Genomic DNA, 26,725 nt, shown 5'->3' with positions numbered 1-26,725 from the left:
TGGTCCGTTGCAGTCGGCGTTGAAGTTGATCGATCTGGTCGCTGGAAAGGTTTCCGCTTGGCCGCGGGCGTCACCATTTCTTTCCCACAAGATCCTTCAACGCGGCATTGTCGAGCATGGCGTCGGCCAGAAGCCGCTTCAGCCGCGTGTTCTCGTCCTCCAGAGCCTTCAGTCGCCGAGCCTCGCAGACATCCATCCCGCCGAAGCGGGCCTTCCAGTTGTAAATCGAGGCGTCGCTGACCCCGTGCTTGCGGCACAGATCGGCAACCGATACCCCGGCCTCATGTTCCTTCAAAATTCCGATGATCTGCTCTTCAGAGAAGCGGCTACGTTTCATGTCCTGGTCCTCTCGATGGGCCAGAACGAACTTCAAACCGGATTAGATAAGAGGGGCAAGGTCAAGGTCGATGACTCAACTGTTGTGTGGGGAGAGCTCTTACTTCTCATTCGCTCCAAATGCGGACGCGGCGCACGAGCTCGGAAGTTGAGATCCCGTAGCGATCGTGAAGCGTCGGCAGCGCGCCAGCGTCGAGGAACTCGTCGGGCAGGGCGATCTGGCGAAAGACTGGGGTCACTCTCTCGCGCATCAGCAGCGCGGCAACGCCTTCGCCAAGGCCACCAATGATGGTGTGGTTCTCCGCCGCCACCACCAGCCGTCCCGAACGGCGCGCGGCAGCGAGTATCGCCTCCGTATCCAGAGGTTTGATCGTCGGAACGTGCAGAACGGCGCAGCCGATCCTGTCGGCTTCAAGCGCCTTCGCGGCCTCCAGCGCGCGCATGGTCATCAGGCCGCTGGAAATGAACAATACGTCCGCGCCCTCGCGCAGCATTCGCGCCTTGCCGATTTCAAATGTATAGTCGTCTTCGTCGAGCACGACAGGAACCTTACCGCGCGAAAGCCGCATGTAGACCGGCCCGTTGTAGTCCGCGATCGCCTCCGTGGCCTGTTCGATGTCGAGCGCGTCGCAAGGGTCGATGATCGTCAGGTTCGGCATCCCGCGGAAGATCGCGATGTCCTCCGTCGCCTGGTGGCTGGGGCCGTAGCCGGTCGTCAGCCCCGGTAAGGCGCAGACGATCTTCACATTGAGTTTCTCCTCGGCGATCGCCATGCAGATGAAATCGTAGGCACGTCGCGATGCGAAGACGGCGTAGGTGGTGGCGAAGGGCGTAAAACCCTCCCGCGCCAAGCCGGCGGCGGCGCTCATCAGCACCTGCTCCGCCATGCCCATCTGATAGAAGCGGTCCGGATGCTCCTGTGCGAAGACATGGAGATCGGTGTATTTCGCGAGGTCCGCCGTCAGGCCAACTATCCCGGGCCGCTGGTGCGCCAGTCTGGCCAGTGTGTGCCCGAACGGCGCATTGCGTGTCGGTACGCCATCGGGCGCGATCGACGCGATCATCGCCGATGTGGTCTTGCGCTCACCGGCATTGGCGGCGTGGCGCGGCGCGAACTTTGACAACCTCAACGCGGACGTCCCTTTTCCAAAGCTTCGAGCGCTAACGTCCATTCGTGCGGTTCGACGCGGATGAAATGCGTGATGTCGCGGGTTTCCAGGAATGGCACACCCTTGGCCATGCGCGTATCGCAAACGATCACACGCGGACGAGGTTCCTTCAGGCCGCGCGCCATGTCGAAGGCCTTGCGGACCGCCTCGATGTCGTTGCCGTCGACGCGCTGCGCGTGCCAGCCGAACGCCTCGAACTTGTCTGTCACCGGCTCGGAGGAAAGCATGGCCGTCGATGGACCGTCGGCCTGCTGGTTGTTGAAGTCGACGATGGCAATGAGATTGTCGAGCTTGTGGTGGGCCGCCGACATCGCCGCTTCCCAGGTCGAACCCTCGCCGAGTTCGCCGTCGGACAGGAGGTTATAGACGAAACTGTCGCTCTGCTTGCGCCTCAGCCCCATGCACATACCGACAGCGATGCCAAGGCCGTGACCGAGCGAGCCGCCGGTGATCTCCATGCCGGGCGTGTATGCCGCCATGCCGGACATCGGCATGCGGCTATCGTCGCTGCCATAGGTCTCGAGCTCTTCCTCCGGTAGCACGCCCGCTTCGATCAGCGCCGCGTAGAGCGCGATGGCGTAGTGTCCGATCGACAGCAGGAAGCGGTCGCGTCCCTCCCACAGCGTGTCGTCCGGCCGGTAGTGAAGCGCATGGAAATAGGCGACGGCAAGCACGTCGGCGATACCCAGTGCCTGTCCGACGTAACCTTGGCCCTGGACTTGACCCATCCGGACGGCATGTCGGCGGATACGATAGGCTCGTTCGGCCAGGCTGACATTGCTGCCAGCGCGAGGCATCTCAAGATCCGGTGTCCTCTCAGCCATGGATCAGCATCCCACCGTTGACGTCGATCACGGCGCCGGTGATGTAGCTGGCCAGATCGGACGCCAGAAAGAGATAGGCGCCGGCGACGTCGCGTGCGTCGCCCAGCCGGCTGAGCGGGATTCCCTTGATGATGTCGGCGCGCATGGCGTCGGTCAGTTTGCCCCCAGTGATGTCGGTCTGGATCAGGCCCGGTGTGACGCAGTTGACGCGGATGCGGTCGGGCCCGAATTCGCGCGCCATGGCCTTGGCAAGCCCCAGAACACCCGCCTTGGCAGCCGAATAGTGCGGGCCACCGAAGATGCCGCCGCCGCGCTGGGCCGAAACCGACGACATGCAGATGATCGAGCCGCCGCCATTTTCTCGCATGTTCGGGATGAATGCCTGGCTGAGATAGAGCACGCCGCGTAGGTTGACATCGAGCATGCGGTCCCAGTCAGCCGGGCCGATATCCAGTGTCTTTGCGGGCTGCGTGACGCCCGCATTGTTGCAGAGCACATCGATCCTGCCCAAGGTTTCTGTCACTTGCGCCGCCGCCCTCTTGCAGGCGTCGAGGTCCGCGACGTTGCACGCAAGGCCGATATGGTCGGGTCCAAGCGACGCAGCGGCGTCACGCGCTTGCCCGTCATCGAGGTCGAGTATTGCAACGCGAGCCCCGTGCTGTACCATCAGCGCTGCCGTGGAGCGGCCAATTCCCCGGGGGCCCGCGGCCCCCGAAATCACCACGGCCTTGCCCTTCAGCAACAAGTCGAACTCTCCTGCTATTTCTGTTTGCCGGCGATCTAAAGTCGGTAGAACCGGGCGGCGTTGTCATGGAACAGCGCGAGCCGCTCCTCGTGCGGGTGGGCGATCGTAATTTCCTTGAAGGCGTTCAAAATGGCGTCGAAGCTCGAGAACAGCTTGTCGACGGGGAAGTTCGTCGCGAACATCGAGCGGCCGACGCCGAAGACTGCGATCGCCTCCTCGACATAAGGACGGATCGAGAACGTGGTCCAAGTCCAGTCGCCCATGCCGAGGCCCGAGATCCAGGCGACGTTCGGCGCTTGCGCTAACTGGTGCATGCCTTTTTTCCAGGCGCCAAAATGCTCGGCGCCGTCGACCTGCATGCCGGTGTGATTGAGAATGATCTGCACGTCGGGAAAGTCGCGCGCCAGTTCGAGGAACTCGCTCATCTGCGGATAGTAGAGCTGCGGGTCGAAGCTCAGCCCGCGCTTCGCCAGCTCCCGGAAGCCGCGCCGCCATTCGGGCGTACGACTGACCTCCGGCCGCGCCAGATAGGTCTTGGCGGGGTCGGGATGATAATTCATCGGCTGCCGCATGCCGCGGAAGTTCGGATATTCCATGTGGCGGTCGAGGAGGTCGCCGACGTCGGGTTGGGACAGGTCGGCATAGCCGACGATGCCATGCGGAAAGCCTCGCTTGTTGGCGATTTCCTGCAGCCAGCGCGTTTCCCCAACCGGATCGCCGGGATCGAGAAGCAGCACTTCGGCTCCGGTGGAAAGGGCACGAGCGATCTGGACGATCTGGCCTTCGTGGAGGGACAATTTGCGTGCCGGCATTATCGACGATCGCTTCGCCGATCGCTGGGTCGATCAGCTGGAGCGCTCCGAGCGCAGTTTCGCGCGTGCGGCGACGGCTGATCTGCGACCAGCCCGACCTCGCATGCACAATGCCGATGTTTTCCGCGACCGGACAGCTCGGGCAACAGCGCCAGCTCCTGATGCACCACCGCCATGATCGGGCTGTTGTGGTCGGCCTTCGACGAGGCGAAGCCAATCTCGCCGGCTTCGCGTGAGGTCAGCCCTGTGACGATGCGGATGAGAGTGCTTTTGCCGGCGCCGTTGCCGCCCAGGAGCGCGTGGATTTCGTCGGCCCGGACCTGAAAACTCACACCCCGCAGGACACGGGTTGCGTCATAACTCTTCTCGATATTCGCAGCTTCGATCAGGGGCTTCCTGGTCAATACCTGTCCAACTCCCGGCACGTTGCCGGCGCTACCCAAGCTTTGGGTTGAACTCGGCTCCATCCTGTATCTCCTTCCGGGACCACTGTGCGACCGATTGACATTCGGCTCAATTTTCGTTTCTTAACATTCTGTGTAGCTGAGCTTAACTGACGAGGACGAGGTCAGACATCAAGTTCAATTCGATGACGCATTTCGAGGCAGTCGCGCGGCTCGGCGGCGTGGCAAAGGCCGCTCAGGAATTGCAGGTGACACCTTCGGCGGTTAGCCAGCAGCTGCGGCTGCTCGAACACCAACTCGGGGTGCGGCTTTTTCAGCGCGAAAAGCGCCATCTCTCGCTCACGATCGACGGTGAGCGGCTCTTCCAGACCACGACCCAGGCTTTCGAATCCATACGCGAGGTGCGTAATGCCATTGTGCGGCAGCGCGAAAGCTTCCAGCTTAGCCTGCGCGTCAGTCCTTCCTTCGGCGAGAAATGGCTGGCGCCGCGGTTGGCCGAGTTCAGCAAGGGCTATCCGAGCTGGAATTTGCGCGTCGACGCCACGCCCAATTTCTCGGATTTCGAAACGGAGGTCATCGATCTCGATCTTCGTTATGGCGACGGCGGCTGGGCCGGCCTTTATTCGGATTGCGTCGTCAACGATCTGATCCTGCCGATGTGCTCGCCTTCCTATCTTGCCGAACTGCGCGCGATCTCACCGGATCCGCGCGAGCAGCTTCGCCATGCGCGGTTGATCGACAGTGTGAAGGCCTATTTCCGGTGGGATTATTGGCTGCCGTGCAACGGTATCCAGGGCGCCCGCATGACGTATCCCTATCGTTTCGACCGTTCGTCAATGTCGGTTCAACTGGCGAAGGACGGTGCAGGTGTGGTCCTGGAAAGCACATCCATCGCATTCGAGGACCTGGTGTCGGGTTCTCTGGTTCCGGTCTCGATAGAGTTCGAGGTCATCGAGTTTCCGGGATACTGGCTGGTCTGTCCTTCGCGGCATATGAACCGGCGCGCGGTTCGCCTGTTTTCGGACTGGGTGTCACGCGTGGGTAAGCGCGACACCGATCTGGCTCGCCGGTTTCTGGCGGATAAGCAACTGCGCATATCGTTCGAACGACGGCCTCATTTCGGGGCACGGGATGACAAAGCGGCGCCAATGGCGTGAACAGTTCGGCGTTCAAGACATGGCAAGACGAAGATTGACAGCACGTTGCGGTTGAGGAGCTGGCAAAACGCAGGCTGTGTGCAAGCGAATGGGTTGGCCCCGCTTTTCATTTTCCGCGTAGCCTGTGCCTGTGGCTGCCCGCGCCACAAGGCGTTGGTGCACAAATGTGGCATTAGGCACAATCAGCTCTTTGATGCCGCCTGCTATGTCGGCCTTGCCGGGCAGCGAACGGACTCCGGGCGTGCGCACGCCGTCATGCGGTTGAGAACGGCGCAGCCGATGGCGACCTCGGTCTGCTGAGCCGAAAAGGAGCGGGCTCGCAGGCGACGTCCGATCAGCCCCTTGTGGCGCCCGATGGCGGTCTCGATCAGGGCGCGCTTGCCATAGCCGGTGGACGCCTGCCAATTCAGCCTTCCATCATTGGCGATCGCCGTGATGTGACCGTCCCGTTGACCGGGTGGTCCGGTGTCATCACTCTCCACGGCCGTTGAACGTGGCGGGATGACTATCCTTGCGGTGGCGCTGTGTTGCAGCACCGCGCAGTAGGTGGGGCCGCCATCATATGCTCCGTCGGCCGTGAATTGGTCGATCTCTGCGTCGATGCGGTCGAGCAGCGGCTTCACCTGCGAGGGATCGTCGCCGTCCTGGTCGGTCAGACAATGGGCGATGATCTCGCCGGTGTCGGCATTGAGAACCAAATGCAGCTTGCGCCAGGTCCGGCGTGATCTGGCACCGTGCTTGTCTTCCAGCCATTGGCCGGCGCCGTAGACTTTCAAATCCGGTGCTATCGATCAGCACATGCAGCGGACCGTCCTCGGGATGCCGCTGCCGCTTGGCCGATGGTTCCCCTATCTGCGCCCGGCGGCTTAGCGTCGTGTGATCGGGAACCGGTAGATCAAGCCCCATCAGATCGAGCAGCGAGGTCGCCAATCCCTCGCTCTGGCGCAGACGAAGCCCGAAGACGCATCCCAGTGTCAAGACCGCCTCGATGGCGAGATCGGAATAGCGGGGCTGGCCGCCGCGGGTCGTTCTTCGCGGCGCATGCCACCTGGCCAAGGCTTCTTCTGTCAACCACAGCGTCAGACTGCCGCGCCGCCGAAGGCCCGCCTCGTATTCCGGCCAGTTTGTCACCTTGAATTTCATCTTCGCGACTCGGTGACGGCGGCTGGCATTGTGTTTGCAGGGCATCGGGCGAAGATCATGTCGTTGGCGATCTCGCCTGCCCATCGGCAAACCCTTGAAAAATGTTCCACGCACCAACGCCTCGACAAGCACCTTTCTTCATACATTTCCCGAACGACCCGCAGCGCAAAGCCTCCCCATGAGAAAAGAGCTTCCCATGTCTTTCACGCCATTGATTGCCCCGAGATCAAGGCCCGCTACCCGGATTTTCATCTGATCAGCATTGTGGTGCGGAACGCTGAAATCGACGTGCCGGATGCACAGGCGTTGAACGACACGATTGCGGCGGCGGAACAGGCGGCGCTTCGCGATGACGCCCAAAGGGACGCGCGTCTTGCGGCGTGGGCCGTTGCCTACGAGGCTTTCGGCACAAAAGCCAATCGAACGCCGTGCTCGGCCGCCGCGCTTCTCAAGCGAGTCGCCTGTTCGACCGGCTGGTCGAGCTCGGCGCCGTCCGAGAGCTATCCGGCCGTCCGACCTTCCGCATCTACGGACTCTGAAGACCATGGTGGAAGCGGCGCGCAGACGAGGGAAGGGCCGGCCAGATGACGGTCGATCAGGCGACCGCCTGTTTGATAAGGAACTGGATCACCTACCGCCGGAGGCGCGCTGGCGAGAATGGATGCATCGCGTCGAAGCAACGATCTTCGCGGCCAGCGAACCGGTCGGCCGCGAGACGCTCGCCCGCGTCGTCGGCAAAAACTGTAGCATAGATCTGCTTATCGACGACATCCGCGAGGAGCTGCGCGGTCGGCCCTATGACCTCGTGGCCGTCGCCGGTGGCTGGAAGCACCTGACCCGGCCTGCCTATGCAGACGCCATCCGCAGTGCATTTGGCACGGCCGCCGGCGGGAACGGGCGTGTCGCAGACCTGACGCAGTCGGACGTGTTGGTGCTGATGTGCATCGCCTATTTCCAGCCGATCACGCGCGGAGAACTGTCGTCGTTTTTTGGCAAAGAGGTTTCCCGCGACCTGATCGGCCACCTGCGCGGCGCCGGCCTGATCTCGTCGGGTCCGCGCAGCCCGACGCCCGGCGCGCCCTACACTTACGTGACGGCCAAAGAATTCCTGCTGGAGTTCGGACTCGACACGCTACGCGACCTGCCGGATATCGAGGCGCTCGAGGACGCCGGCCTGCTGTCGAAGGCGAAGTTGCTGGCTGGTGACATCATGCCGGACTTTGCCGGTCTTCAAGAGGGCATCGAAGGAGAGGCGGACGAATAGCTCTGCGTTGACGCCAGGAGTAGTGCAGCGCCTTACCAGTGCTCGCACCTGATCAATAAAGTCGATCAGCTATAAACGCGAGATAGTGCCACCGGCGCCGCGTTGTTGTCCGAAATTTGTAAGCATATTTCGGACATGGATCGAAATCAGCCGGCCCTCGTTTGATCCGGCCTGATCCAGGACAGGTTGAAAGTGAAAAAACAGGAGACGCTCGATCTCGTTGACGAGCTTGGGCTGCGCGAGATGACGGGCAGGGGGATGTCTCGCACAAATTCAACCACCACGACTAAAATCCACCTTTGTTGAAAGCTGTCAGAAACAGGCTATGGTTCTGACACAAACGATGGCATTGGAAAGACTTGACCGGCACCATTTTGAAGCGATCGGCGGGATGCAGATTTCTGCGAAAAAATTGCTTCATCACGGGTCGTGTGCGGTCTCCACGGTTCCCACGAGCGGAACATGAACGAAATCGATCCAAACGATCACAGGGATGATCTCTTTTCAACTCCGTCGGATGTCGCACTTCTCCAACTACTACTGGCCGACCTGCACGATGACCTAGCAGGCCGACTCGGCCGGTATCACTATTTAATCGATCACGGACGCTCGTTGGGGAGTGGCGGAACGCTTCTCTTTGGAGGAACTGTAGCCCATACGGCGTTGACTGAGGCACGGTCGTCATTCGTCCACGGCAACTTCGCCGCGACCATTTTACTTTGCCAATCGCTTGCGGAAAATACTCTGGCCGGGTTTCTGCATGTGGCAGGAGAAGACCTTCCGCCGAAGGTGGGCTTTCATGACACCCTTAGGCGATGCTCAGCCAACGGCTTTCTCTCTTCGGGAGAGGTCACTGATCTCAAACGATTGGCGGACCTCCGCAACCCGCTCTCTCATTTCCGGAACATAAACGACCCGGACAATTTGGTGAGGCGTTCCGTCACCGGCGGAGAGCTCGCCGAAGATGTTCTTGCCCAGGCGAGTCGGATAAAATGGGTGCGGCGAAACGCAAAAGAGCACAGCGCGAGGAGACCATCTTCTCAGCAAGCGCATCTCGCGGACGCGCTTCGATCTCCACGTCCTTGGCATGCGCAGGTCCTTGGCTCGGGTTATGGCAGAGGAGCTTTCATGGTGGGCTGATCAAGACGAAAAGGTGCTCGGCTTTGTCTTTCGTGACATCACGGATGACGATTTTCGTTGGCAATTGCTGGGTCGTGATCAAGTCGAGCGCTTCCGCTCTAGGGCGAAAATGGCCGTCACTTGCCCTGAATCCAGCAGCTTTCGCGGTGCCGCGGAATCGTTCACGCGCGCCCTTCCAATCTAGCGGTTCTTGAGCTGACTTTCGTACATAATCTGTAACGGCCAAAAATTCCTCTTTCGCGCGTCCAGATTTGCCGTTGAGCGGCAGATATATGACGTCGAACAAGATCGGCACCGAATCAGCCGGTGACGTCGACCGGACGGTGAGAGGACTAGAATGTCGAAACAGAAAGAACTGCTGACGCTACACGGTCAGCTTTTGGCGGGTGATACGCGTGCCGCCTCGAAGATCGTTGAGTTGGTCATTGCGTCGCTGGTCGCCATCGTCAAGCGCGACATAGCTGGTCTCCATGACCACCAGGATGTCGAAGAGGCCTGCTTCGACGCCTTGTTCAAATATCTGGCTGCCCCGAAGAATTACAATCCTCAGCTCGCTGAGCTGACAACGTACCTCGCCGCTATCGCCAAAGGCAAGGCTATGACCCTTCGGCGCTCGCAGGCTCGCCGCACAAAACATGAGGGTACGTATTCGGCGATCGAAAATTCTTCTGATGATCCGTTAGCGGCAATCGACGACGAGGATTCAATGATCCGGCAGATCGACTGGGAGCGATTTGGCGACCAATTGGTGAAGGATCCTGGCGACGCAGTCATCGTCAACCTCATAAAGGTGGGAGCGAGTTCGGTGCCCGTAGTCGCTCAAGCTCTCGGCTTGGCCGCCGACGAATCTGGGCTGGAGGAAGCGGGAAGACGGTTGGAGCGTATCCGCGGCAGAGCTCGCCGCTTTGGGGAGGGGACGAAGGCATGAATAATACGGAGATTACAATGGACCGAAATTCAGCAGAGACCGAACGTCTGGGGCGCGCGATGGCCCAGGCGGCGCGTGATCGATCCGATTTCGTCGGTAGTGCTCTGGCGATTTGGGAACGTGCAAATCCAGGACGCTCGGCCGCCGTCGAGCTGCGTTGTGATGAGAACCAGCTGTGGCGGCTCGCGGTAACACCGCGGCCGGAAGGCGCTGCAATACCCCGAGCGGCAATGGAGTTGGCCACCTCGTTGGGCGTGAATCCACTGGCACTCGTCAATATGCTACGTTTCGCTGAAAGCGCGAAGGCCTTTGCGAATGCCAATGACGACGGCGAAATGCTGATGGCCGCACTCGACATGGACGAGGGAAAACAGGATGCCGATTAATGGCGTTTGACGCCGCCGCAGTTGCAGCGCGAATTACCGCCGGAGCCGACAAAGTCGGCTCCGGCTTTCCGCGTGATCTCGCCGAAAGCGCACCGCTGACCTTGCCTGTGTCGATCATTGTCCGCGCTGGCCTTACCACCGCGGACGTCGCACAGACGCTGTCTGTCGCGACCGGTCGCGCAACCGCTTCCCTACGGAAACGACGCCTGCGAGGCTGCTTGGTTGCCCACCGAGGCTTCGGTATGATTTTTCTCGACGAAGATGATGCAGCGCTCGTGCGGTTCGCTCTCGCGCATGAACTGGCCCATTTTGCAGGCCATTATTTAACACGGCGCGAACTCGCGATCGCTCGCCTTGGCCCAGCGATCATCGACGTACTCGATGGCCTTCGAGCGCCGACGGCACCGGAACGACTTGCGGGCATTTTGTCCGGATGCCCGCTCGGCGCGTTCGCGGACGTGATGGAGCGGGACGACGGTGTCCCACTGACAGCCGCCGCGGAAGTCATGGAATATGAAGCCGACGAGGCTGCCTTCCTCGCCCTCGCCCCTATAGGCATTGTCATTGCCCGCACGCTTGGTCGAAGTGGGCGCATCGATCGGGCAGCGGCCACCGCTTGCTTGATAGAAACTTTTGGACTGTCACCAGGCGACGCCGATCGTCACGCGCCGCGCATTGTGAACGCCGCAGGCCGCAATCGCCCCTCCTTAGTGGAACAACTTCGCAAGGCGGCGTCCGAAATAGAGCGCGAACGGCATATGTAGGATAAAAGGAACGGCGCATGGCTAATTCTGCTGTCGACCAAGATGAAGCTAAATCGGCGCCACGCGCAGCGGGATCGGCAGCTGGGCGGAGCTACGAGGACGCTACCGGCGAGCGTATTGAGGACACGCTCGACATCGACAACTGGGACCCCGCCCACCGGATGGCGGAGCAGTTTGATCGTCTGCAGAGGGAGATTATTGCGGCGCAAGTCCGGGAAATGGAAACCCGCCGCGACATTCGCGAGCAAGCCTTCCCTTTGATCGCCCGCCGCGAAGGTGCTCCCCGTGATGCCGGAGTTCACGAAGTCGAACTTGGCGAGTTGCGGACAGTTCAGCAGCACTTGCTATTCAGCGGGCATGTCCAAGCCGTTGATGGGGCGTCGGTCGTTCATCAGACGCTTCCGATGACGATCTTTCAGACGGCCATAGCACTTGCGACCTATCTGGGCGACCATGGGACCTGGGGCCACCGAGTGTTTCAGAAGGACGTCAAGGTCTCAGGACGCACTGCGCTTGATCGAACGCTCGCCTTGCTTGCCCAACGCAAAGCAGCCGAGGACGCCGAGGAAGCGGGCCTATCGGACATGCTGCGACGCGGATTGATGGCCAATGCCGAGTTGGCGGTCATGGCGCGCAAGGCAGAAGCGCCATGGCGGATGGGCCATGGCCATCCCCTGCCGAAGGAATTGCTCACGGGGGCTGGGATGCCCGAACTGATCGAGTTGTCCGTTCCGCTTTTTCGTGAGTTGCTGCTCGACCACCAGCGCTTCGTCTATGTTCCGCGCGGATCGAACGACCGCCTGCTGCGGACCATCGGCGATGCGTTACTCCCCCTTGAGTATGCGATCGTCGACGATCTGAACTCCTACATGCACGGCGTCATCACTCAAGGTCACTATGGAACGGGCCGATTCCAGAAAGCGCTGCGGATGCTTGAGGGCTTTCAGGCGGACGCCAGTGGGAAGCTCGTCGCCGGCGTCTTTCGCGTCTCGCCACACTCGTCAAGTCAAGTGTTCTATGCACATACCGCACATGCCAGCGAAGCCGCTATCGTCGCGATGGCGGATGCCGTGCTTGTTGAAGCGCGAGGCTACCCGATGCTGCTCGATCTCGCCGGCGGTATCTGCCGCGAGATGTTTCCATCAGACGCGATCTTCAAGCCGGCAGCGGCGGTCATGACCCAATATGGCGCGTGAAGCGCCTCGCCCATTCAGGAGAGTGAAATGCCCAAAGCGAACCGAGACGACGAAACGGCCAGCGATGCATCGGAGGTGACTGACCGCGGGTCAACGAGCCGCGCGGCCGTGAAGAATTTGATCGAGACGTCAGAAAAGGCCGGCGGTCAGAAGAAGCTGCCGGCTGTTTACGATGGATCTTTCGGGCGAACCCTGTACGACACCTCCGGCTCGTCCGATGGATCGGTGACGGTTGTGATGCCGCCGGACAAAATTCGGAACGTAACGTCGCAGGCGCTTCTTCGCATCGAAAGCCATCCCGACGGTCGCCGCTATGTCGGAACTGTGTCGGCCGGACCATTCTATGATCCGGATGGTATTAGCGCTGATTCGACCGCCATGGTGATCTCGGCGGTCAATGGCGCAATCGGCATGCCCGGGCACCACGGCCGTCTTCAGCTTCAGCTGCTCGGCGAGGAAAGAGGGGGTCGCATCGGGCCTGCCAATCGGCGACCGATTCCGAATTCGCCCGTCTTCCTGGTTGATGATGCAGAGATGTCTTCGATTCTGGGCTTGGAGGGCGATTTTGCCATCGGCCGCGTAATGGGCCACGAAACAGTCGACGTACCGGTGCCGGTTCACAAGAAGTCTGTACTCTATCGGCATACGGGGGTTCTGGGCACAACGGGCGGCGGCAAATCTACTACGATCACCAACTACGCCGCCGGGATCGCGGCAGAGGGGGCTGCGGTCATTCTGCTCGATACCGAAGGCGAGTACACCACCATGCACGAGGTGACCGCGGATGCCGATATGCTGGCGCTTGCCAAGGCGCAGGGTCTCCCCGTTAAGGGCGTACCCAACACACATGTTCTGACGCTCGTCGGCCGTGAGCCCAGCAATCCTGACCACCCGTCACATACCGAGTTCACGCTCGAATTCAGCGTGCTATCACCATGGACCGCGATAGAAATACTCGGGATGAACGATGCACAACAAGGTCGTTTCCTCGCCGCCTATGATATCGGTCGACGCCTGCTGGGCGACATCAACATTTTTCCGGTCAAGAAGGACGTCGAGTCAGAACGCCAGGCCCTAGATTGGGATGAAATGGAGTCAGGCTATCCACACCTGACCCTGGCGCTGCTAATCGACGTCGTTTCTGCATGCATCGCGCACCTCAAGAAAGGTGAAGTCACATTTTGGGCCAGCGACCTGATGCGCAAACGGTCGGACGCGCAGGCCAAGCTCAAAGAAATCATTGATCAGACTGAACTCGAGAAAGTCCCGTCGAGCTGGATGAAGGTTTCCGGCCTCCTCTGGCGCATGCACCGGTTGAAAATCTTCGATCGTGCCGATGCCGCCCACCTAGATGTCCCGGCGATGCTCAAACCAGGTCGGGTCAACATCATCGACCTTTCAGATCTCGACAGCCCGGTGCTGCGAAACTTGGCAATCGCGCAGGTTTTGCGGCAGCTGCAGACCGAGCAGGAGCGTGCGTACGAGTTGGCAAGCGTCAAGGGGCAGACGCCGACGCCAGTTAATCTCATTATCGAGGAGGCACACGAATTTCTGTCGACGGCGCGAATCCGACAGATGCCGACGTTGTATGAGCAGGTTGCCCGCATTGCTAAGCGCGGGCGTAAGCGTTGGCTGGGCTTGACCTTCGTCACGCAGCTGCCGCAGAATCTGCCCGATGAGGTGTTGGCCTTGATCAACAACTGGATCCTGCACAAGATTCAGGACGAAAGCGTCGTCGGCAGGTTACGGCGGACTATTCCCGCCATTGATCAGAGCATGTGGCGCTCGCTGGCGTCGCTGCAGCCGGGGCAGGCCGTTGTTAGCCTTGCGCACATGCGTCGCCCGATCATGACACAGATCCATCCCTCGACCGCGAAGTTGAGACTGGAAAGCTGACAGATGTTTGAGCTGTCAGACTGGTCTCGATTCGCGTGCACTATAAGTTGGCGTTAGGATACACCGGACGGGAAAGGAGTCTTGCCTGCTGTAAAAGCTGGATGCGAATTTTTCTGACCTGAAGAATTGCCAGAAGAATTAGTAAAATTAATTATCTATTCTATCTACAGGTTCGGCCGACAAATTGAAGGGTGATTTTCAGTGACAAACGTACTCGATCTTGCGAAATTCAAGGCAAAAGCAAAACTCAACGATCGGTATGCCAAACAACTAAAGCGATTGCAGACAGCCGACATTCCTACGACGAGCATCGAGGTGGCGGTCAACGGCGCGGTCTCCAACCTTGCAAAGGCCAGCACATCGGCGCTCGTGATCTATGGTGAGCCTCAGAGCGGCAAGACCGAGATGATGATCTGTCTGACGGCGAAGCTCCTCGATCAGGGGCACAAGGTCATCGTTCATCTCATGAATGACAGTGTCGATTTGCTCACGCAGAATTTGCGTCGCTTCAAGACATCCGGCCTAGCGCCAGGTCCTCGCAACTCCTCCGAGTCGCTTCAGACGTCGAACGGCCAAAAGCCCGCCGAGTTGGTTGTTTTCTGCAAAAAGAACGCGCGAGATCTCGAGAAGCTAATCGATCGACTCAAGGGCATAGGAAAGATCGCCGTGATCGATGACGAAGCGGATTATGCCACGCCAAACTCCAAGGTTAACAAGGGTACGAAGACGACCATTAACGACCTCGTCGGGCAGTTGATTGGCAGCGATGGCTTCTATATTGGCGTTACCGCGACACCCGCCCGGCTCGACCTCAATAACACCTTTAAGAACGACACTGAAAAGTGGGTGAGTTTCCCACCACACGCCAAATATACGGGCCAGGACGTGTTCTTTCCGCTCGACAAGAAAGTGTCTTATCGCCTGACCTATCTTCAGCAGGGCGGCAATCCGCAGGAAGCGCGGGACGCGCTCGTTCGATTTCTTGTTACGGTCGCCTACCTCAATAAGGTTGTGAACGACGAAGAGAAAAACTACACTATGCTCGTGCACACGAGCGGCAAGAAGCTCGACCATGAGGCCGACCGCATCACGATCGAAGAGGCCGTGCATGCATTGACGGAGGCCGACAGCACGGACTTCGATACGCTTGTCACCAGCGTCTATGCGACGGCGCAGCAGCTATATCCAGCGGCTGATCCCGATGAACTCACCAGCTATGTCGTAGAAAACGCTTCGCGCACGAGCCTCGTGGTGCTGAACAGCGAACGAGACCGAATAGCAGCAGGGGATAGTGCCACCGAGCCCTCCTCTCCGTTCACCATTATCATCGGCGGGAATATTGTTTCGCGCGGCGTCACCTTCCCAAACCTTCTGTCGATGTTTTTCACGCGTAACGTGCAGCACAAGTTGCAGCAGGATACTTACATCCAGCGGGCACGCATGTTCGGCGCGCGCGGCGCATATCTTGAACATTTCGAACTGACAATCCCAACCCAACTCTATGCCGATTGGCATCGTTGCTTCGTGTTTCATCGGCTGGCGCTCGCGACAGTTCGGAGCGAGCTGGGGTCGCCAGTCTGGATTGGAGATAGTCGCGTGTCTGTGGCGTCGGACCCCAGCATTGATAAGGCAACCGTCGCGCTCGACAAGGGCGAGATGTCGTTCGGCATGTTCGATTACACGGTAGAACTCGATCAGATCGTGCTTGGTGATCCATCGAGCATCGTCACGCTAGATGCGCTTCGCGCCAAACTCGGCAACGACGCGCTGCCGCAATTTCTGATCGACTACATCAAGGCAGTGATGGCCGGAGGGGGCGGCACGCTAGCCATTCACGGAGCCTCGACGATCGCTAATTACGGCAGTACCGCCAATCAGGCAGCGATCTCACGCGACAAGGGATTCATGGGCAAAAGTCAGCTTGAGCCCAAGAAATTTCCAACAGCCGTCCATCATGTGAAGATTTTCTACAATGCGAACGGACGAGCAAAGCTGTTCTACAAGTACAAGGGTAGCTTGCAGTTCATCCAGAATCTCGCATGACGTCAGGTGCGAGCGAATGTGAGGATCGTCTCGGTGCGCATTCGCTTGCCGAGCGGCTCGCTCGTCATTGGCAGATAGCGGCTGCGCAATGGTAAAGGCCGCTCGGTTTCGCTAACCAATGTCAGCCCAGCGAGGCGGGCAGCGGCAGCGACCGCTTCAGAATTCCTGATGAACACGTCGCGCAGACAGGAATTGCCTACGACGAATGTCGCGCGTGCTCCAGTCTTTAGCACGCGCGCGATTTCGCTGACCATAAGACGGATGTCCTGGACATAGCGGGCGATCATCGACGCGAATTTCGTGGGAAGCTGATCGATCTCGCCCATGGCAGCTTGTATCGTTGCTAGCTCGATGGCCTCATCAACCTTATCGGGCGCCCGCTCGGCACCAATGCTGTTGGAGCGGATCGCACGAAGGTCTCTAAGACGATGGCCCAGCCAGATAAGAGACAGACGATGTCCGCGCATGTAGTCAATAGCATTGAGATAGGGTGGCGACGTCAGAACCACGTCGACGCTGGCGTCCGCGACGGACGTCAGGGTTCTCGCATCGCCGAGCGTAATGGCGGCGCCGCCGGCAGGTGGGGCTTCGCTCAGGCGCTTCCTTACAGCATTAATTGAGCGATCGAACATTGGTCTGACCTCGAAGTCGTTGGCGTCCGCGACCTTGTGCGGTCGACTGTGCGAGACGTCGCGGGCCAGCGAAGCTCCTTTGTCCTTAGTGATGATGAGGCGGCTGAGCGCGATCTTCAACAGGTCGATCGCCAAGTGTTCATCCGGGCTGGAGAGTTCCCCGCTAAGCTGATCCAAGGCACAAGCGATTCGGCGCAACTCGGCTTTCTGCGGATCAGCGAACCAGAAGTCGGCAAACACCGCTGTCTCGGGATCATTGTCCATCCATGGTAGGATGGCTTCTTCAACAGACATCGCATCGATTCGTTTGTTTACGCGCTCAACGAGATCGAGGACCAACGCATCGTTGACTGCGGCCGTCAACACGCGGGTCATGAGAACTGCGAGAGGATCCATATCGAAGCCAATCGCCTGATGACCGAGATCGGTCGCCTGACGAAGAACGGTTCCGGAACCTGCCATCGGGTCGAGCACTAGGCCTGCGGAGGATAGCTCGTTTAGTTTTTCGAGAGCTAGTTCCGGTGCCATGCGTGCCGGGAAGGGATGAATGGAGCGGATCACGTTCGGCCTCCCGGGTATATCTTTGTCCGAAATTTACCGCCTTTTTCGGACAACGTAAAGCCCGGAGTTGCCTTTGTCCGAAAAATACCGCATTTTTCGGACAAAGAGGTGAGTCATGCGCGGCCCTTCGCTCGATCTCAAGCCACAGATTCTCGACCGCATTGCAGCGGCTCCAAGTGCTGTCTGGACACCCGTGGACTTTCTCGACATTGGACCTCGCGCTGCCATAGACAAGGCACTCCAACGCCTCGTGAAAACACAAGAGCTGCAGCGTCTTGATCGGGGCTTGTACCACATGCCGCGCAAAAATAGCCTGACTGGTCGTTCGAGCGCCCCGGAGACACGCGCCGTAATTGACGCTGTAAGTCGACGCGATCAGGCCCGCCTTGTCGTCGATGGTGTCACTGCGGCGAATGATCTAGGTCTCACAACCGCCGTTCCCTCACAAGTAGTTGTACACAGTGATGCGCGTCTGCGTCCAATAAAACTGGGCAACCAAACTATCAAGTTTAGGCAGGCTGCGCCAAGTCGGCTTTTCTGGGCCGGACGACCTGCGATGCGGGTGGTCCAAGCCTTATACTGGCTTCAAGACGTTATAACGTCAGGGAATGAAGCGGACAGCACGGCACGGCTTCGGAATTTGCTCAGTGATCCGGCAAGAGGACAAGCGGTCCGCGACGATCTCCGCGACGGCCTACCGACCTTGCCAATATGGATGCAATCTTATCTCCGGGAGGTGTTGCAGGATGCCGATCCATCTCCTGAACTGCCTCTTGGAAGGGCGATGAGACACACGGTTTCGTCCAAGTCTCCTCGCGTTAAGCGCGAAAGCTTGCGGTCGATCGAAAAGACCGCAGGGTCCGATAATTTGGCAGAGACCCGGAGAAAACCGAACAACAGAGCTTCGACGAAGACCTCATGATGAACCCCGCATTCGCACGTGTATTAGCGGCCCCAATTGAGGATCGCCGCGGATTGTTCGCGGAAACCGGACGACGCCTGGGTACAAGTGAACGAAATGTCGAGAAGGATTTCTGGGTCTGCCGGGTACTCGACGCTCTGTTCAACGAATTGCCGGCCGGTCAACCACGTCTGCTATTCAAAGGCGGCACTTCCTTGTCGAAGGCGCATGGCCTCATCGAACGCTTTTCGGAAGACATCGACATTACGGTGTTTCGCGACGATCTGGGGGAGGCGGCTTCCGTCGAGGAGCTCGAAGCCATGGGTCGCAAGGCTCGAACCCGTCAACTCAACGCGATCCGCGACAGCTGCAGTGAGTATATCAACGGATCGTTCGCCCATGACCTCGCGAAAATTTTCAAGCGCACATTGGGTGCTGCTAACGTTTCGGACAGCGGACTGGGAGTTGTGTCTGATAGGGATGATCCGGATGGCCAAACCCTTCTGCTCTGGTATCCAAGCGCCACGGTAACAGCCGACGAGTATATACGACCGGCAGTTCGCATCGAATCTGGCGCCAAATCCGCTCTAGACCCAAATGCGTCCGCAAGCGTCATCCCTTATGTCGCCGCCGAACTGGACGACACGAATTTCGTAGTCTCGAATGTAACCACAGTTGCCGCCGGCCGCACTTTTTGGGACAAGATAGTCATTCTACATGGTTTGCGCCGGTGGTTTGACCGCAGAGGAATTGTCCGTCAAGAAGGTCAACGCGTGACGCGTCACTACTACGACGTTTACCGCTTGCTCGCAGCTCAAATTGGGCAGGATGCGCTAGCGAATCGAGCGTTGGGTCTAGATAGCGCACGTCACGCCCGCATGTTTTTCAATCGACCCGATCTCGATCTCGACGCAGCGGTAGCAGGGGACTTCTCACTGACCCCCGCAGCCGGAATGATGGACGCGCTCAAGCGAGACTACGACAGTATGGGCGGAATGATCTTCGGCTCGCTCCCTTCATTCGAGGACATCATCGCCGCTATAAGGGCGATCGAGGACACGCTAAAACCACTTCGGTGACGAATCCCGATTATTCGTCACCGTCGAAATAATATACCGGGTGCTCATTCGCGATTTCTGCAATACCGCCTCGGAGTGCCGAGTTGAGCGTGAGCATTGCACGCTGAAGGTGGGGGACACTTACGTACACAGCTTCAGGTACCGGCGGCAGCGCCTGCTTCGAGGCAACGTCAAATTTTTCCCCATAGCGAAACGCAGTGGAAGTGGGGTCTATTGCTGCAATCTCTTTAAGCCGCTTGATGATCCAAGTCGGAGCCGAAAATCCAGACGAGGCAATGACCGTTGCCTCAAGTTCGCCGGCGAGTTCCGAGAGATCGTGCGTCCTACGCGACGATCGTGTGATGTCCTTCACCAACAATTCGAGTGAATGGCGATAGAGGTAAAGGGCCGGATTGACCAGTTTGTAGTCCTCCCAATCGCCACGCTTTATCGTTTCCAAAAGCATGTGTGCGGCGTCAAAGTACTGTTGCGCCATCTCAAAGCGGGTCGGGATGAACTCATCCCCCACCATGAATCCTTGGGGACCGGAGAATGGATCTTCGCGATGGATGTGGTCACCTGGTTCTTCGAACAACGGCCGATTCATCGCCTCATGGGTGAATATACGTTCCGTTTGCCTCCTCATTTAAGCTTCTCCGAGTTCAAAGCCCATTTCGATGTCAGCGCGGCCTAACGCATGAAGGGGTGTCAAGGGTTGCTCACAGCCAACTGGAACGGTGAGATACCTGGTAAATTGATTCGTATCATTTTTTGGAGACTCAAGATGGGCGAGGCTAGAAGAAGGCGAGAAGAGATTAGGGGGCACTTGTTGGCGCAAGTTAATGAATGGTTTTTTCCACCAACGCCCTGGGAAGCTGCCGTGGTTGCAGAATTGCTCGATCGAGAGTTCCGTCACGTCGAACGCCTTTCTGATCAAGAGTTACAATATATGCGCATGCCATCGAACGAATGCCACGCCAATGCCCGTTGGTTCGAGAAGAACGATCCAACGCGGCAGGCTAAGTCCGTCACGGGATGGTGGGTTCAAGGTCTGAATTTTGTTCTACACAGCGTACTGAGTAATGGAAAGGACTATAGATGCATAACCCCATCAATAGACGACGAAAGAAATATCCCGTTTATCCCGGATATCGCAATTACATGGATCGAGACCGGAGAAGTCTACTCAGCCACCCGAAATGGCCAGCTCATTGGAGTTGGTGTGCGTCGCTTCCCCGCTTTGACCATCGCGCAGAATGCAATTATTCGTTCGCGACTTTTGGCCGGATACGATCCTTATCGTGCTGGCGAATTCACGGCTCAGGAGATGAGGATACTAAGAGACGCTCACTTGACAGTGTCTGAAATTCAGGAGCTGGAACGTCCGAAGGCGGATCATATCGATCTCCTATCCTGAACGGGCCATTCGATGTTGGGTGAAGCCCTCGTATGCTGCGATGCAGCATCATTGTCCGCGCCATGGCGGGCCGCTAGCGCCATTGGCCCTAAACCGGCGGCGATTGGGGTGGGAAGGCGCTTGTGAAAAACATAGTTTGAAAGAGTCACCATTTTTGCGGCTCCAGCGTCCGACTGTGAAGACCAAACAACTAATCCGATGTTCTTGGATCAGGAAATGTGGTCGTGACGGCCTCTACATAATCCCGCACTTGTCCGCGAAGGACATGATCCGTCATGGCCAGAAAGGTTTTGAGCTTTTCGCCATATCTGGCGTCTGGACCTCGATTGCCGCCAGCCACGACCGTTCGAATAAGAATGGCACGCATGCGTCCTTCTAGCCCATCCCGCGAAAGTGCAGAGATATGGTGCAGGACACAGTCGTGTATGTAGGCAGCGAATGTGTCGCCGATCCGAGGAGACAGGACCACTGTCACCATGGCGTTGCCCAGAACGACGCCTGCATCAACTGGAATGGCACAAGACGAGAATTCTCCCATTGGGGCGATCGCCGCATGCGGCGATGCCGCGTCCAGATATTCTATGGCCCGCACCCAGTTGCCCATGACATGGAAGGCTTCATAGATCAGCCGGGCATTGCGAGTCGGAAATTCGGCCGTGGTGTCGATTTCCGGACCGGACGAATCGTAAACTTCTTCGAGTTCCTTCACGAAAAGCGGAAGATAGAAGAGCCACATATGGTCAGGTACGCCCTGTCGCATGGCGGCATGAACCATGATGTCGAAATAGCGAATGCCGACGAAAGTACTGTCGCGCCACCGTTCCTCGTCGAAATTGTCCGAGCGGTCGTTGAGGTACTCAGTGTAGCCGTTCTTAGCGCCGGCGCGAATGCTGTTGATCACGTAGTCGCCAACCGGTTTCCAGGCTCCGAGCCTGCGAGCGACATTGGCATCGTCAAAAAGAAAATGCAGCAGCTTGTTCTGCTCGGGGATGACATAGCCCCCATCTCCCGCGAGATTCTGGTTCTGCTCGATTTCTTGATAGAGCCTGCTTCCACTATCGGCGATCAGATCCCGAAAGACTTTGTCGGCAAAGTCGTAGCGGAGATGTAGGTTGATCGCCATCAGATCAGCTGCCATGTCCGGTCTCATCGTTACGACGAAGCGTCGGAACTCCTCGGACCGCAGCAGCATACGAGCGATGTTTTCCGCGCCTGCCTGTACCTTTCGTTGGGCAGGAATAAAGACCGCGAACCAACGTATGTTTCGCCGAAACCCCTCGTAGCCACGGGTCGCAAAGGTAGATTTCGCCTCTGCCGCTACTTCCTCTTCCACTGGTCCGATCGCCGGGTATTTTTGACGACGGAACCGGTCCGCATTTGCCAGCCAATCGTGGACTTTCTGAAGCAGGCGTTGCCGTCGCGCCGTTTCATCAATCAATCTCAGATGGGGTCGGATAAAGTCGAGCAACTCGGCAAACCGATGGTCATATAATAGCGTCTGAACGATCTTGCCGATGGTCGGCAATGCGCGAGGTCCTGACTTTAAGAGATGGTTGAGCGTCAGAGCCAAGCTCATCCAGGCGAACACGACGAGGAAGGCTGCTTGCTGAGGGGTAAAGCTGTTGTCGGCCGGGAAGGTGAGCCAATAGCAGAGCTGTTTGCTGGCTGGCCAGCAAGGCTGCCCCAACAGAGAGAAGAATTCGAAGTAGAGAACAAGCGTGACCGATAGAAATGCCAACGGCATCTGTATCGCAAGATGTAACTGCACACGCAGACGTGTAACCGGTGATACGATCGCGTAGAAGGCGATGAAGAGGGCAATAAGGCCTAAAAACCCGTCGAGTGTCACGTTGTCATTTCCTTGTGCTCTCCCCGCATTTTAGGTCTGTTTCCCGATTGTCTCATGGAATCTGACTTCGAAGTCGACGTACTCTTCAAAGATCGGGATTAGAGCATCCGCCTCGGTCGGGGTGTAGCCAGGAGACTGGCATAGTATGACGTAATCGAATGGGGCTAGGGCGCGATAGTCTTCCACCGCGACTTTGCGAAAGAGGATCGGTGGCTCAAGCACATGCGGTAGCGCAATAAGCTTGTCCTTTGAGCCTGCGGTCACGGCATCGAAGAGGCCATGCGGGATGTGTCGCAACTCCACCATCTCGCATTCGGTATCAAAACTCCGAAAAAAAAAGGGCATCAGATCATGGCCACTCTGTGCATGGTGCACATAGGTGAGCGACGCGATCCAGCGACAAGCGAGTGCAAACGACAGGTAGTTCGCGGGAGAGATGCGCTCTGGTCCGCTTCGTGGAATAGCTTTAACGCGGCGTTCAGGATCGAAACCGAGTACCCGCTGGCCGATGTCAATCCATGACTGGTCGCCGAACCCCGTTCCAAAGTCGGAATGGGCGTCGATATGTGCTACGGTCAGCGGCGTCGCGCCGTTGCGCGATAGTGCTTCGAATATGGGGAACGCTTCATCATGATGGACAATGAAATATCCCTTCGGACGCTTGGAAGTGCGATCACGCGACAGTTGGCACTGCTCTTCAAGGAAATGCCTGACCTGGGCTTCGCTCCAAGGGTGGACAGAGGATGGCGCCCGAGGTCGGTGATCGAAGGAAGAAACTTCAGAGAGGAATATGTCGAGGTCGATATCGGCAACGATCAAAATGCGGTTCCTCTCACGGAATAGTATAAATGCAATCATTACTGTTACGAGATATCTCTACGTTTGGCCTGTTCACCCAGCTCGGCGCCCATGTTTCGAACCATGCTAAGTTGGTGCCCGCTGTGCGTTTGGCTTCGCGGTCCCCAAACGATTGGCATGGAATTCCTAAGGCTCCTGCTTAAATATCTCCACTCAGACTGAGGATCCAAAGTTCGTTTTGGCCATGTATACACCACAGGATGAAAGCCAATAGGCTCGAACTTGATCCGCCGCAGCATCGAGCGGGCCTCTCGTTTGTGCAGACGTCCAGTCGCGTTACTGCGGCGGATGCTCGCACGACCGATATCAGTTCGTTGTCCGCTTCGTAGAAGCGGACAATCAGCACGGACTTCGTGACTATCCAGCGACCAGAATTTCCAACCTCATCTCCCCATGATGCGGCCGCACCAGAATTGGTACGTGCTGGTGCGTCGGTCGTCGACGACATGGCCGTGAATCCCTCGGGCTTCCACGGCAGCCAGGGTGTCGCGCATCCCCGCGACCCGTTCCCGGCGCTCGATCGTGGTGGCCAGAGCAATCCTCAGGCCTTCAAATGCCAGGATTTCGTCATGAAAATTATGGGCGGAGCCGTGGTGTGGCAGCGTCAATACGCCGAGATTGGGGGAGTAGGGCTGATAGAAATTCAGCCAGGGATCGCGTCGCAGCTTTTGCTTCAGCGCTGAATCCCCTGTTCCGAGCCAGCCCACTGGTTCAGCGAAACCGACGTAGTGATGGGGAAAGTCCTCGTAGCGCCATCCGTATTGATGCCACCGATTTTCATCATCGACTATTCCTATGCTTCGGCAATATGGTCCCGAATAGAGCGACATCGATAAGGCGTTGTGACCGTGTCCGAAGTGCTCACTGTAGAGATCAAGTAGCACCTTGGTCTTCTCGCGGGAGCCAAGAAATTCGATTAGCTTCGCAGCGAGTTTTCCCTCATTGCGGCCCCTGATCCTGAGGGCCTTTATGACCGCGCGCTGGAACCGGGAGCGAACGGCCTTGTCGACAGGATGCACATAAGGAAGCAGGATCCAGTCGCCCACCTGCCAACCCGCATGTTCGTGATAGCGCCATTCGAGCCGCATCAAAGAGCCCGCTCCCGCAAGAATGGCGCCCTCGACCGCATCTCGCTTCGCTTCGTCCGCAGGTGTCAAACCCTCCGGCACCGTTGCTCTTGGCTTGCGGAGGTGATGGGCAAGCCGGGCACCAGGATTTTTCTTTTCCGGCCATGTCGCCGGCTCTCGCCGATCGTCGCGATCGTCGTCATCGATTGGACTATCTGGCTCCATCGGTCCGCCCGGCCGTGGAGCATCACCGTCATCCGCCTCGAGAAAGATGAGATATCTCGCACCGCGGTTCAGCCACCACCTCGCTGGATTGGCGAAATATTCGCGTGCCGAGGTTGAAAGGGCGCCGGACTCCGTGTCGGCCAGAATAAAGATCAATCGCTCGATGGCATCGAGATACGGTACGACCACTGTCTCAGCTGGTGCCATGGCCTGCAAGCGTTCGATGCCGTTGATGTGATCCGAATGGAGATGGGACACGAACAAAATGTCTGTGCGTCCGCCGCAACTCAGTCGGTGCGCGTTCAATGCGCTTTTGAACGCCTTGCTTTGCTCGGACCCGCAATCATAAACGTACCGCGAGCTCTCGATCTCCGTGTAGCCGACGGACACTGTGCCGGTCGCCAGGGGCTCGAAGACCTGAATGTGGCCTGTATGAAATCCGCCGTGTCCGACGGCGTGTTGCACGCGATTGATGCAAGCCCTGAGCATGATTCCCCCCAATAAACTATATTGTCCTCAAGCTTATAGCAGCAATGCTCGTCAATTTATTCTATTGCCGTGGCCCCTATCGCGCGACATCACGGTTCACTATTTGTGCTGAAATGTTGCATAATTTGCAGTGTGGAACTCAACGGCGGCTCATTGGTTTTGCGGGTTCAGCTCGTGGAAAAGGTCCGTCGGCCTTCCATGAATGCGGGTTTCCGCATCGCCTACCTCGATTTGGTCGATGACCGCCGGACAGGCGAGGCGGAACCGTATCTCGCCCGAGAGCACATTCGCGCGCATGATTTCGACGAACGCGGCTATCTTTTCATCCGCAGTGAGAAACCTGCGTTTGACGGATGCAGTGGTGCTACGCTTGTGGAGCCCCGGGGCGTCTCTATGCGGCAATCCTTCATCGTGAGCCGATGCTATTGTGCAAGTTTCGCAGCACTGCGGGTGGCGATATCGGCCAAGACAGCATGAAGAAGCGTTCCAACTTCCTGTTCGGCGACGCCGGGTGCAATTCCTGATTCGGACAGTTGAACGAGAATTGCCTTGGCGGTGTTGCGCCAGAAGGCGTTCGCGTCCTTCCCGTTCTTGGATTCCAGGACCCGGGCGATCCCTTCGACCAACTTCCGCCGCCGATGCAGCGGAAACGCGCTTATGTTTGAATCACACATCGATCACCTCACCCCTTCAGTCGCGCGAATAAGCATTGGCGGGTGAGAAAATTTGGTTAACAGCGCTTTTGGACAATGGTCAGCAATGGAATAAAGCGTCTACCCAACAAGCCAAGAGGTGTGCCACGTGTTGATGATCGGCGCGTGCTGAACGGCATCTTCTGGGTGCTGCGCTCCGGTGCTCCATGGCGCGACCTGCCTCAGCGCTATGGCCCGCGCACCACCTGTTGCAACCGCTTCGTCCGATGGCGAAAAGCAGGTGTGTGGCTGCGCAGTAACGAGTCTACGGCCTAAGGTTTGCGGAGCCTCACGCCGGCGCGGCTGCCGTTCTCCGGGATGAACTCGACGCCGGCGGCCTAGAGGGCGATGCGCAAGGCAGCAACGGTTCGCTCTTGTGTGGAGCCCTGTCGGGCCGCGACATCTACTTAATGTCTATTTTTAGACAGTCGCCGCGACCATAAGTTTTGATAACAGGTCAGGGTCGCGGGATGCCGAGCCGCTTGAAATACCGAGTTGTGGGGTGCTCGCGATCGTCCCGCCTCAACCGCGCAAGTGCGTCATCATCGCCGGCGAGCGCCATAGCCAAACCGGGAGCGCTTATTCTCCACGGAGCACCGGGCATTGTCTGATTGTGATGACGGTCCTTGATCACCACCGCCTGAGTGTGTCGTCGCTTGCGTTGTAGTCGTGCCTGAACAGATCAATGACCCTCTGGACCGTGATCGCCTCTGCCCGTGGCAGGTAGAGCGGCCGAAGCCGTTCGCCTGTTTCTGGCGCTGTTTTGACA

At 58.2% G+C, this 26,725-nt stretch carries 26 protein-coding genes and 4 pseudogenes; 15 read left to right on the top strand and 15 right to left on the bottom strand.

Annotation, left to right across the window (positions count from 1 at the left end; translation table 11 throughout):
* Positions 1 to 50: 50 nt before the first annotated feature.
* From NKJ81_RS20470 to NKJ81_RS20445, 6 genes and pseudogenes are all read right to left on the bottom strand, one after another.
* Positions 51 to 337, bottom strand: a pseudogene (locus NKJ81_RS20470) (transposase); the annotation flags it as partial.
* Between the two features lie 106 nt (positions 338 to 443).
* Positions 444 to 1,466 (bottom strand): transketolase family protein, encoded by a 1,023-nt coding sequence (locus NKJ81_RS20465; RefSeq protein ID WP_502895560.1) that lies wholly within the window; start codon positions 1,464 to 1,466, stop codon positions 444 to 446.
* Positions 1,463 to 2,302 (bottom strand): transketolase, encoded by an 840-nt coding sequence (locus NKJ81_RS20460; protein ID WP_502904306.1) that lies wholly within the window; start codon positions 2,300 to 2,302, stop codon positions 1,463 to 1,465. Before NKJ81_RS20460 ends, NKJ81_RS20465 begins: the two co-directional genes overlap by 4 nt.
* A 19-nt stretch (positions 2,303 to 2,321) precedes the next feature.
* Positions 2,322 to 3,074: an SDR family NAD(P)-dependent oxidoreductase gene (locus NKJ81_RS20455; protein WP_352541524.1), complete on the bottom strand. Its 753-nt coding sequence runs from the start codon at positions 3,072 to 3,074 to the stop codon at positions 2,322 to 2,324.
* 35 nt (positions 3,075 to 3,109) lie between these two features.
* Positions 3,110 to 3,886 (bottom strand): amidohydrolase family protein, encoded by a 777-nt coding sequence (locus NKJ81_RS20450; protein ID WP_352541523.1) that lies wholly within the window; start codon positions 3,884 to 3,886, stop codon positions 3,110 to 3,112.
* Complete coding sequence (locus NKJ81_RS20445) at positions 3,886 to 4,353, bottom strand: ATP-binding cassette domain-containing protein (protein WP_352541522.1); 468 nt, start codon at positions 4,351 to 4,353, stop codon at positions 3,886 to 3,888. The genes NKJ81_RS20450 and NKJ81_RS20445 overlap by 1 nt, the downstream gene beginning before the upstream one ends.
* Before the next feature lie 122 nt (positions 4,354 to 4,475).
* Between NKJ81_RS20445 and NKJ81_RS20440 the strand changes: the two genes are divergently transcribed.
* Entirely contained in the window at positions 4,476 to 5,447 is a 972-nt protein-coding gene (locus NKJ81_RS20440) for a LysR substrate-binding domain-containing protein (RefSeq protein ID WP_352457357.1), read from the top strand.
* A gap of 203 nt (positions 5,448 to 5,650) precedes the next feature.
* Here NKJ81_RS20440 and NKJ81_RS20435 read toward each other — a convergent pair.
* Both NKJ81_RS20435 and NKJ81_RS32685 read right to left on the bottom strand, forming a co-directional pair.
* A pseudogene (locus NKJ81_RS20435) lies at positions 5,651 to 6,635 on the bottom strand (IS5 family transposase).
* A 93-nt stretch (positions 6,636 to 6,728) separates the two neighbouring features.
* A complete protein-coding gene (locus NKJ81_RS32685) occupies positions 6,729 to 6,950 on the bottom strand; it encodes a hypothetical protein (RefSeq protein WP_502904305.1) in 222 nt (73 codons plus the stop codon).
* Between the two features lie 95 nt (positions 6,951 to 7,045).
* Here NKJ81_RS32685 and NKJ81_RS20430 point away from each other — a divergent pair.
* The 4 genes and pseudogenes from NKJ81_RS20430 to NKJ81_RS20415 form a co-directional block, all read left to right on the top strand.
* Positions 7,046 to 7,129 (top strand): annotated as a pseudogene (locus tag NKJ81_RS20430) (DUF1403 family protein); the annotation flags it as partial.
* A gap of 5 nt (positions 7,130 to 7,134) precedes the next feature.
* Positions 7,135 to 7,854 (top strand): SMC-Scp complex subunit ScpB, encoded by a 720-nt coding sequence (scpB, locus tag NKJ81_RS20425; protein WP_352541521.1) that lies wholly within the window; start codon positions 7,135 to 7,137, stop codon positions 7,852 to 7,854.
* A gap of 171 nt (positions 7,855 to 8,025) precedes the next feature.
* Positions 8,026 to 8,160: a helix-turn-helix domain-containing protein gene (locus NKJ81_RS20420; RefSeq protein ID WP_352541550.1), complete on the top strand. Its 135-nt coding sequence runs from the start codon at positions 8,026 to 8,028 to the stop codon at positions 8,158 to 8,160.
* Positions 8,161 to 8,316: 156 nt separating this feature from the next.
* A complete protein-coding gene (locus tag NKJ81_RS20415; protein ID WP_352541520.1) occupies positions 8,317 to 8,994 on the top strand; it encodes a hypothetical protein in 678 nt (225 codons plus the stop codon).
* On the opposite strand, the gene NKJ81_RS20410 is transcribed toward NKJ81_RS20415, so the two are convergent.
* Positions 8,981 to 9,280, bottom strand: coding sequence for a hypothetical protein (locus NKJ81_RS20410; protein WP_352541519.1), 300 nt, complete (start codon positions 9,278 to 9,280; stop codon positions 8,981 to 8,983). The genes NKJ81_RS20415 and NKJ81_RS20410 overlap by 14 nt on opposite strands.
* A gap of 51 nt (positions 9,281 to 9,331) precedes the next feature.
* On the opposite strand from NKJ81_RS20410, the gene NKJ81_RS20405 reads away from it, so the two are divergent.
* From NKJ81_RS20405 to NKJ81_RS20380, 6 genes are all read left to right on the top strand, one after another.
* Complete coding sequence (locus NKJ81_RS20405) at positions 9,332 to 9,922, top strand: RNA polymerase sigma factor (RefSeq protein ID WP_352541518.1); 591 nt, start codon at positions 9,332 to 9,334, stop codon at positions 9,920 to 9,922.
* 17 nt (positions 9,923 to 9,939) lie between these two features.
* Positions 9,940 to 10,308 carry a hypothetical protein gene (locus NKJ81_RS20400; RefSeq protein WP_352541517.1) on the top strand — a complete coding sequence of 123 codons (369 nt, stop codon included), beginning with the start codon at positions 9,940 to 9,942 and terminating at the stop codon, positions 10,306 to 10,308.
* Entirely contained in the window at positions 10,308 to 11,072 is a 765-nt protein-coding gene (locus tag NKJ81_RS20395) for a hypothetical protein (RefSeq protein WP_352541516.1), read from the top strand. The genes NKJ81_RS20400 and NKJ81_RS20395 overlap by 1 nt, the downstream gene beginning before the upstream one ends.
* A gap of 17 nt (positions 11,073 to 11,089) precedes the next feature.
* Positions 11,090 to 12,268, top strand: coding sequence for a hypothetical protein (locus NKJ81_RS20390; protein WP_352541515.1), 1,179 nt, complete (start codon positions 11,090 to 11,092; stop codon positions 12,266 to 12,268).
* Between the two features lie 27 nt (positions 12,269 to 12,295).
* Entirely contained in the window at positions 12,296 to 14,164 is a 1,869-nt protein-coding gene (locus tag NKJ81_RS20385) for an ATP-binding protein (protein WP_352541514.1), read from the top strand.
* 201 nt (positions 14,165 to 14,365) lie between these two features.
* A complete protein-coding gene (locus tag NKJ81_RS20380) occupies positions 14,366 to 16,207 on the top strand; it encodes a Z1 domain-containing protein (RefSeq protein ID WP_352541513.1) in 1,842 nt (613 codons plus the stop codon).
* Positions 16,208 to 16,209: 2 nt separating this feature from the next.
* Here the strand turns inward: NKJ81_RS20380 and NKJ81_RS20375 are convergent, their stop codons facing one another.
* Positions 16,210 to 17,400, bottom strand: coding sequence for a hypothetical protein (locus tag NKJ81_RS20375; RefSeq protein ID WP_352541512.1), 1,191 nt, complete (start codon positions 17,398 to 17,400; stop codon positions 16,210 to 16,212).
* A 115-nt stretch (positions 17,401 to 17,515) separates the two neighbouring features.
* On the opposite strand from NKJ81_RS20375, the gene NKJ81_RS20370 reads away from it, so the two are divergent.
* Positions 17,516 to 18,322, top strand: coding sequence for a DUF6088 family protein (locus NKJ81_RS20370; RefSeq protein WP_352541511.1), 807 nt, complete (start codon positions 17,516 to 17,518; stop codon positions 18,320 to 18,322).
* The gene (locus NKJ81_RS20365; RefSeq protein WP_352541510.1) at positions 18,319 to 19,380 is read left to right on the top strand and encodes a nucleotidyl transferase AbiEii/AbiGii toxin family protein; all 1,062 of its coding nucleotides are present in this window, start codon (positions 18,319 to 18,321) and stop codon (positions 19,378 to 19,380) included. The genes NKJ81_RS20370 and NKJ81_RS20365 overlap by 4 nt, the downstream gene beginning before the upstream one ends.
* Positions 19,381 to 19,390: 10 nt before the next feature.
* Here the strand turns inward: NKJ81_RS20365 and NKJ81_RS20360 are convergent, their stop codons facing one another.
* Positions 19,391 to 20,005: a hypothetical protein gene (locus NKJ81_RS20360; RefSeq protein ID WP_352541509.1), complete on the bottom strand. Its 615-nt coding sequence runs from the start codon at positions 20,003 to 20,005 to the stop codon at positions 19,391 to 19,393.
* Between the two features lie 69 nt (positions 20,006 to 20,074).
* On the opposite strand from NKJ81_RS20360, the gene NKJ81_RS20355 reads away from it, so the two are divergent.
* Entirely contained in the window at positions 20,075 to 20,776 is a 702-nt protein-coding gene (locus tag NKJ81_RS20355) for a hypothetical protein (RefSeq protein WP_352541508.1), read from the top strand.
* Between the two features lie 190 nt (positions 20,777 to 20,966).
* On the opposite strand, the gene NKJ81_RS20350 is transcribed toward NKJ81_RS20355, so the two are convergent.
* From NKJ81_RS20350 to NKJ81_RS20340, 4 genes are all read right to left on the bottom strand, one after another.
* The gene (locus tag NKJ81_RS20350) at positions 20,967 to 22,625 is read right to left on the bottom strand and encodes a hypothetical protein (protein ID WP_352541507.1); all 1,659 of its coding nucleotides are present in this window, start codon (positions 22,623 to 22,625) and stop codon (positions 20,967 to 20,969) included.
* 30 nt (positions 22,626 to 22,655) lie between these two features.
* Positions 22,656 to 23,444 carry a UPF0489 family protein gene (locus tag NKJ81_RS20345; RefSeq protein ID WP_352541506.1) on the bottom strand — a complete coding sequence of 263 codons (789 nt, stop codon included), beginning with the start codon at positions 23,442 to 23,444 and terminating at the stop codon, positions 22,656 to 22,658.
* Between the two features lie 422 nt (positions 23,445 to 23,866).
* Positions 23,867 to 25,264 (bottom strand): hypothetical protein, encoded by a 1,398-nt coding sequence (locus NKJ81_RS32680; protein WP_502904304.1) that lies wholly within the window; start codon positions 25,262 to 25,264, stop codon positions 23,867 to 23,869.
* 422 nt (positions 25,265 to 25,686) lie between these two features.
* Entirely contained in the window at positions 25,687 to 25,938 is a 252-nt protein-coding gene (locus NKJ81_RS20340; protein WP_352541505.1) for a DUF6074 family protein, read from the bottom strand.
* Positions 25,939 to 26,013: 75 nt separating this feature from the next.
* On the opposite strand from NKJ81_RS20340, the pseudogene NKJ81_RS20335 reads away from it, so the two are divergent.
* Positions 26,014 to 26,211: pseudogene (locus NKJ81_RS20335) on the top strand (transposase); the annotation flags it as partial.
* Positions 26,212 to 26,725 lie beyond the last annotated feature (514 nt).

Source organism: Mesorhizobium sp. M0018 (genome assembly GCF_040323955.1).
Lineage (GTDB): Bacteria > Pseudomonadota > Alphaproteobacteria > Rhizobiales > Rhizobiaceae > Mesorhizobium.
Note: the sequence above shows the minus strand (reverse complement) of the source record. Positions and strands in the feature narration are given on the sequence as shown.

What these genes read in the sequence shown, in the direction of transcription:
- NKJ81_RS20340 (WP_352541505.1), bottom strand. Translation starts at nt 25,938, where the DNA reads ATGTGTGATTCAAACATAAGCGCGTTTCCGCTGCATCGGCGGCGGAAG.
- NKJ81_RS20440 (WP_352457357.1), top strand. Translation starts at nt 4,476, where the DNA reads ATGACGCATTTCGAGGCAGTCGCGCGGCTCGGCGGCGTGGCAAAGGCC.
- NKJ81_RS20445 (WP_352541522.1), bottom strand. Translation starts at nt 4,353, where the DNA reads ATGGAGCCGAGTTCAACCCAAAGCTTGGGTAGCGCCGGCAACGTGCCG.
- NKJ81_RS20360 (WP_352541509.1), bottom strand. Translation starts at nt 20,005, where the DNA reads ATGAGGAGGCAAACGGAACGTATATTCACCCATGAGGCGATGAATCGG.
- NKJ81_RS20390 (WP_352541515.1), top strand. Translation starts at nt 11,090, where the DNA reads ATGGCTAATTCTGCTGTCGACCAAGATGAAGCTAAATCGGCGCCACGC.
- NKJ81_RS20450 (WP_352541523.1), bottom strand. Translation starts at nt 3,886, where the DNA reads ATGCCGGCACGCAAATTGTCCCTCCACGAAGGCCAGATCGTCCAGATC.
- NKJ81_RS20400 (WP_352541517.1), top strand. Translation starts at nt 9,940, where the DNA reads ATGGACCGAAATTCAGCAGAGACCGAACGTCTGGGGCGCGCGATGGCC.
- NKJ81_RS32680 (WP_502904304.1), bottom strand. Translation starts at nt 25,264, where the DNA reads ATGCTCAGGGCTTGCATCAATCGCGTGCAACACGCCGTCGGACACGGC.
- NKJ81_RS20460 (WP_502904306.1), bottom strand. Translation starts at nt 2,302, where the DNA reads ATGCCTCGCGCTGGCAGCAATGTCAGCCTGGCCGAACGAGCCTATCGT.
- NKJ81_RS20365 (WP_352541510.1), top strand. Translation starts at nt 18,319, where the DNA reads ATGATGAACCCCGCATTCGCACGTGTATTAGCGGCCCCAATTGAGGAT.
- NKJ81_RS20370 (WP_352541511.1), top strand. Translation starts at nt 17,516, where the DNA reads ATGCGCGGCCCTTCGCTCGATCTCAAGCCACAGATTCTCGACCGCATT.
- NKJ81_RS20395 (WP_352541516.1), top strand. Translation starts at nt 10,308, where the DNA reads ATGGCGTTTGACGCCGCCGCAGTTGCAGCGCGAATTACCGCCGGAGCC.
- scpB (WP_352541521.1), top strand. Translation starts at nt 7,135, where the DNA reads ATGGTGGAAGCGGCGCGCAGACGAGGGAAGGGCCGGCCAGATGACGGT.
- NKJ81_RS20385 (WP_352541514.1), top strand. Translation starts at nt 12,296, where the DNA reads ATGCCCAAAGCGAACCGAGACGACGAAACGGCCAGCGATGCATCGGAG.
- NKJ81_RS20405 (WP_352541518.1), top strand. Translation starts at nt 9,332, where the DNA reads ATGTCGAAACAGAAAGAACTGCTGACGCTACACGGTCAGCTTTTGGCG.
- NKJ81_RS20415 (WP_352541520.1), top strand. Translation starts at nt 8,317, where the DNA reads ATGAACGAAATCGATCCAAACGATCACAGGGATGATCTCTTTTCAACT.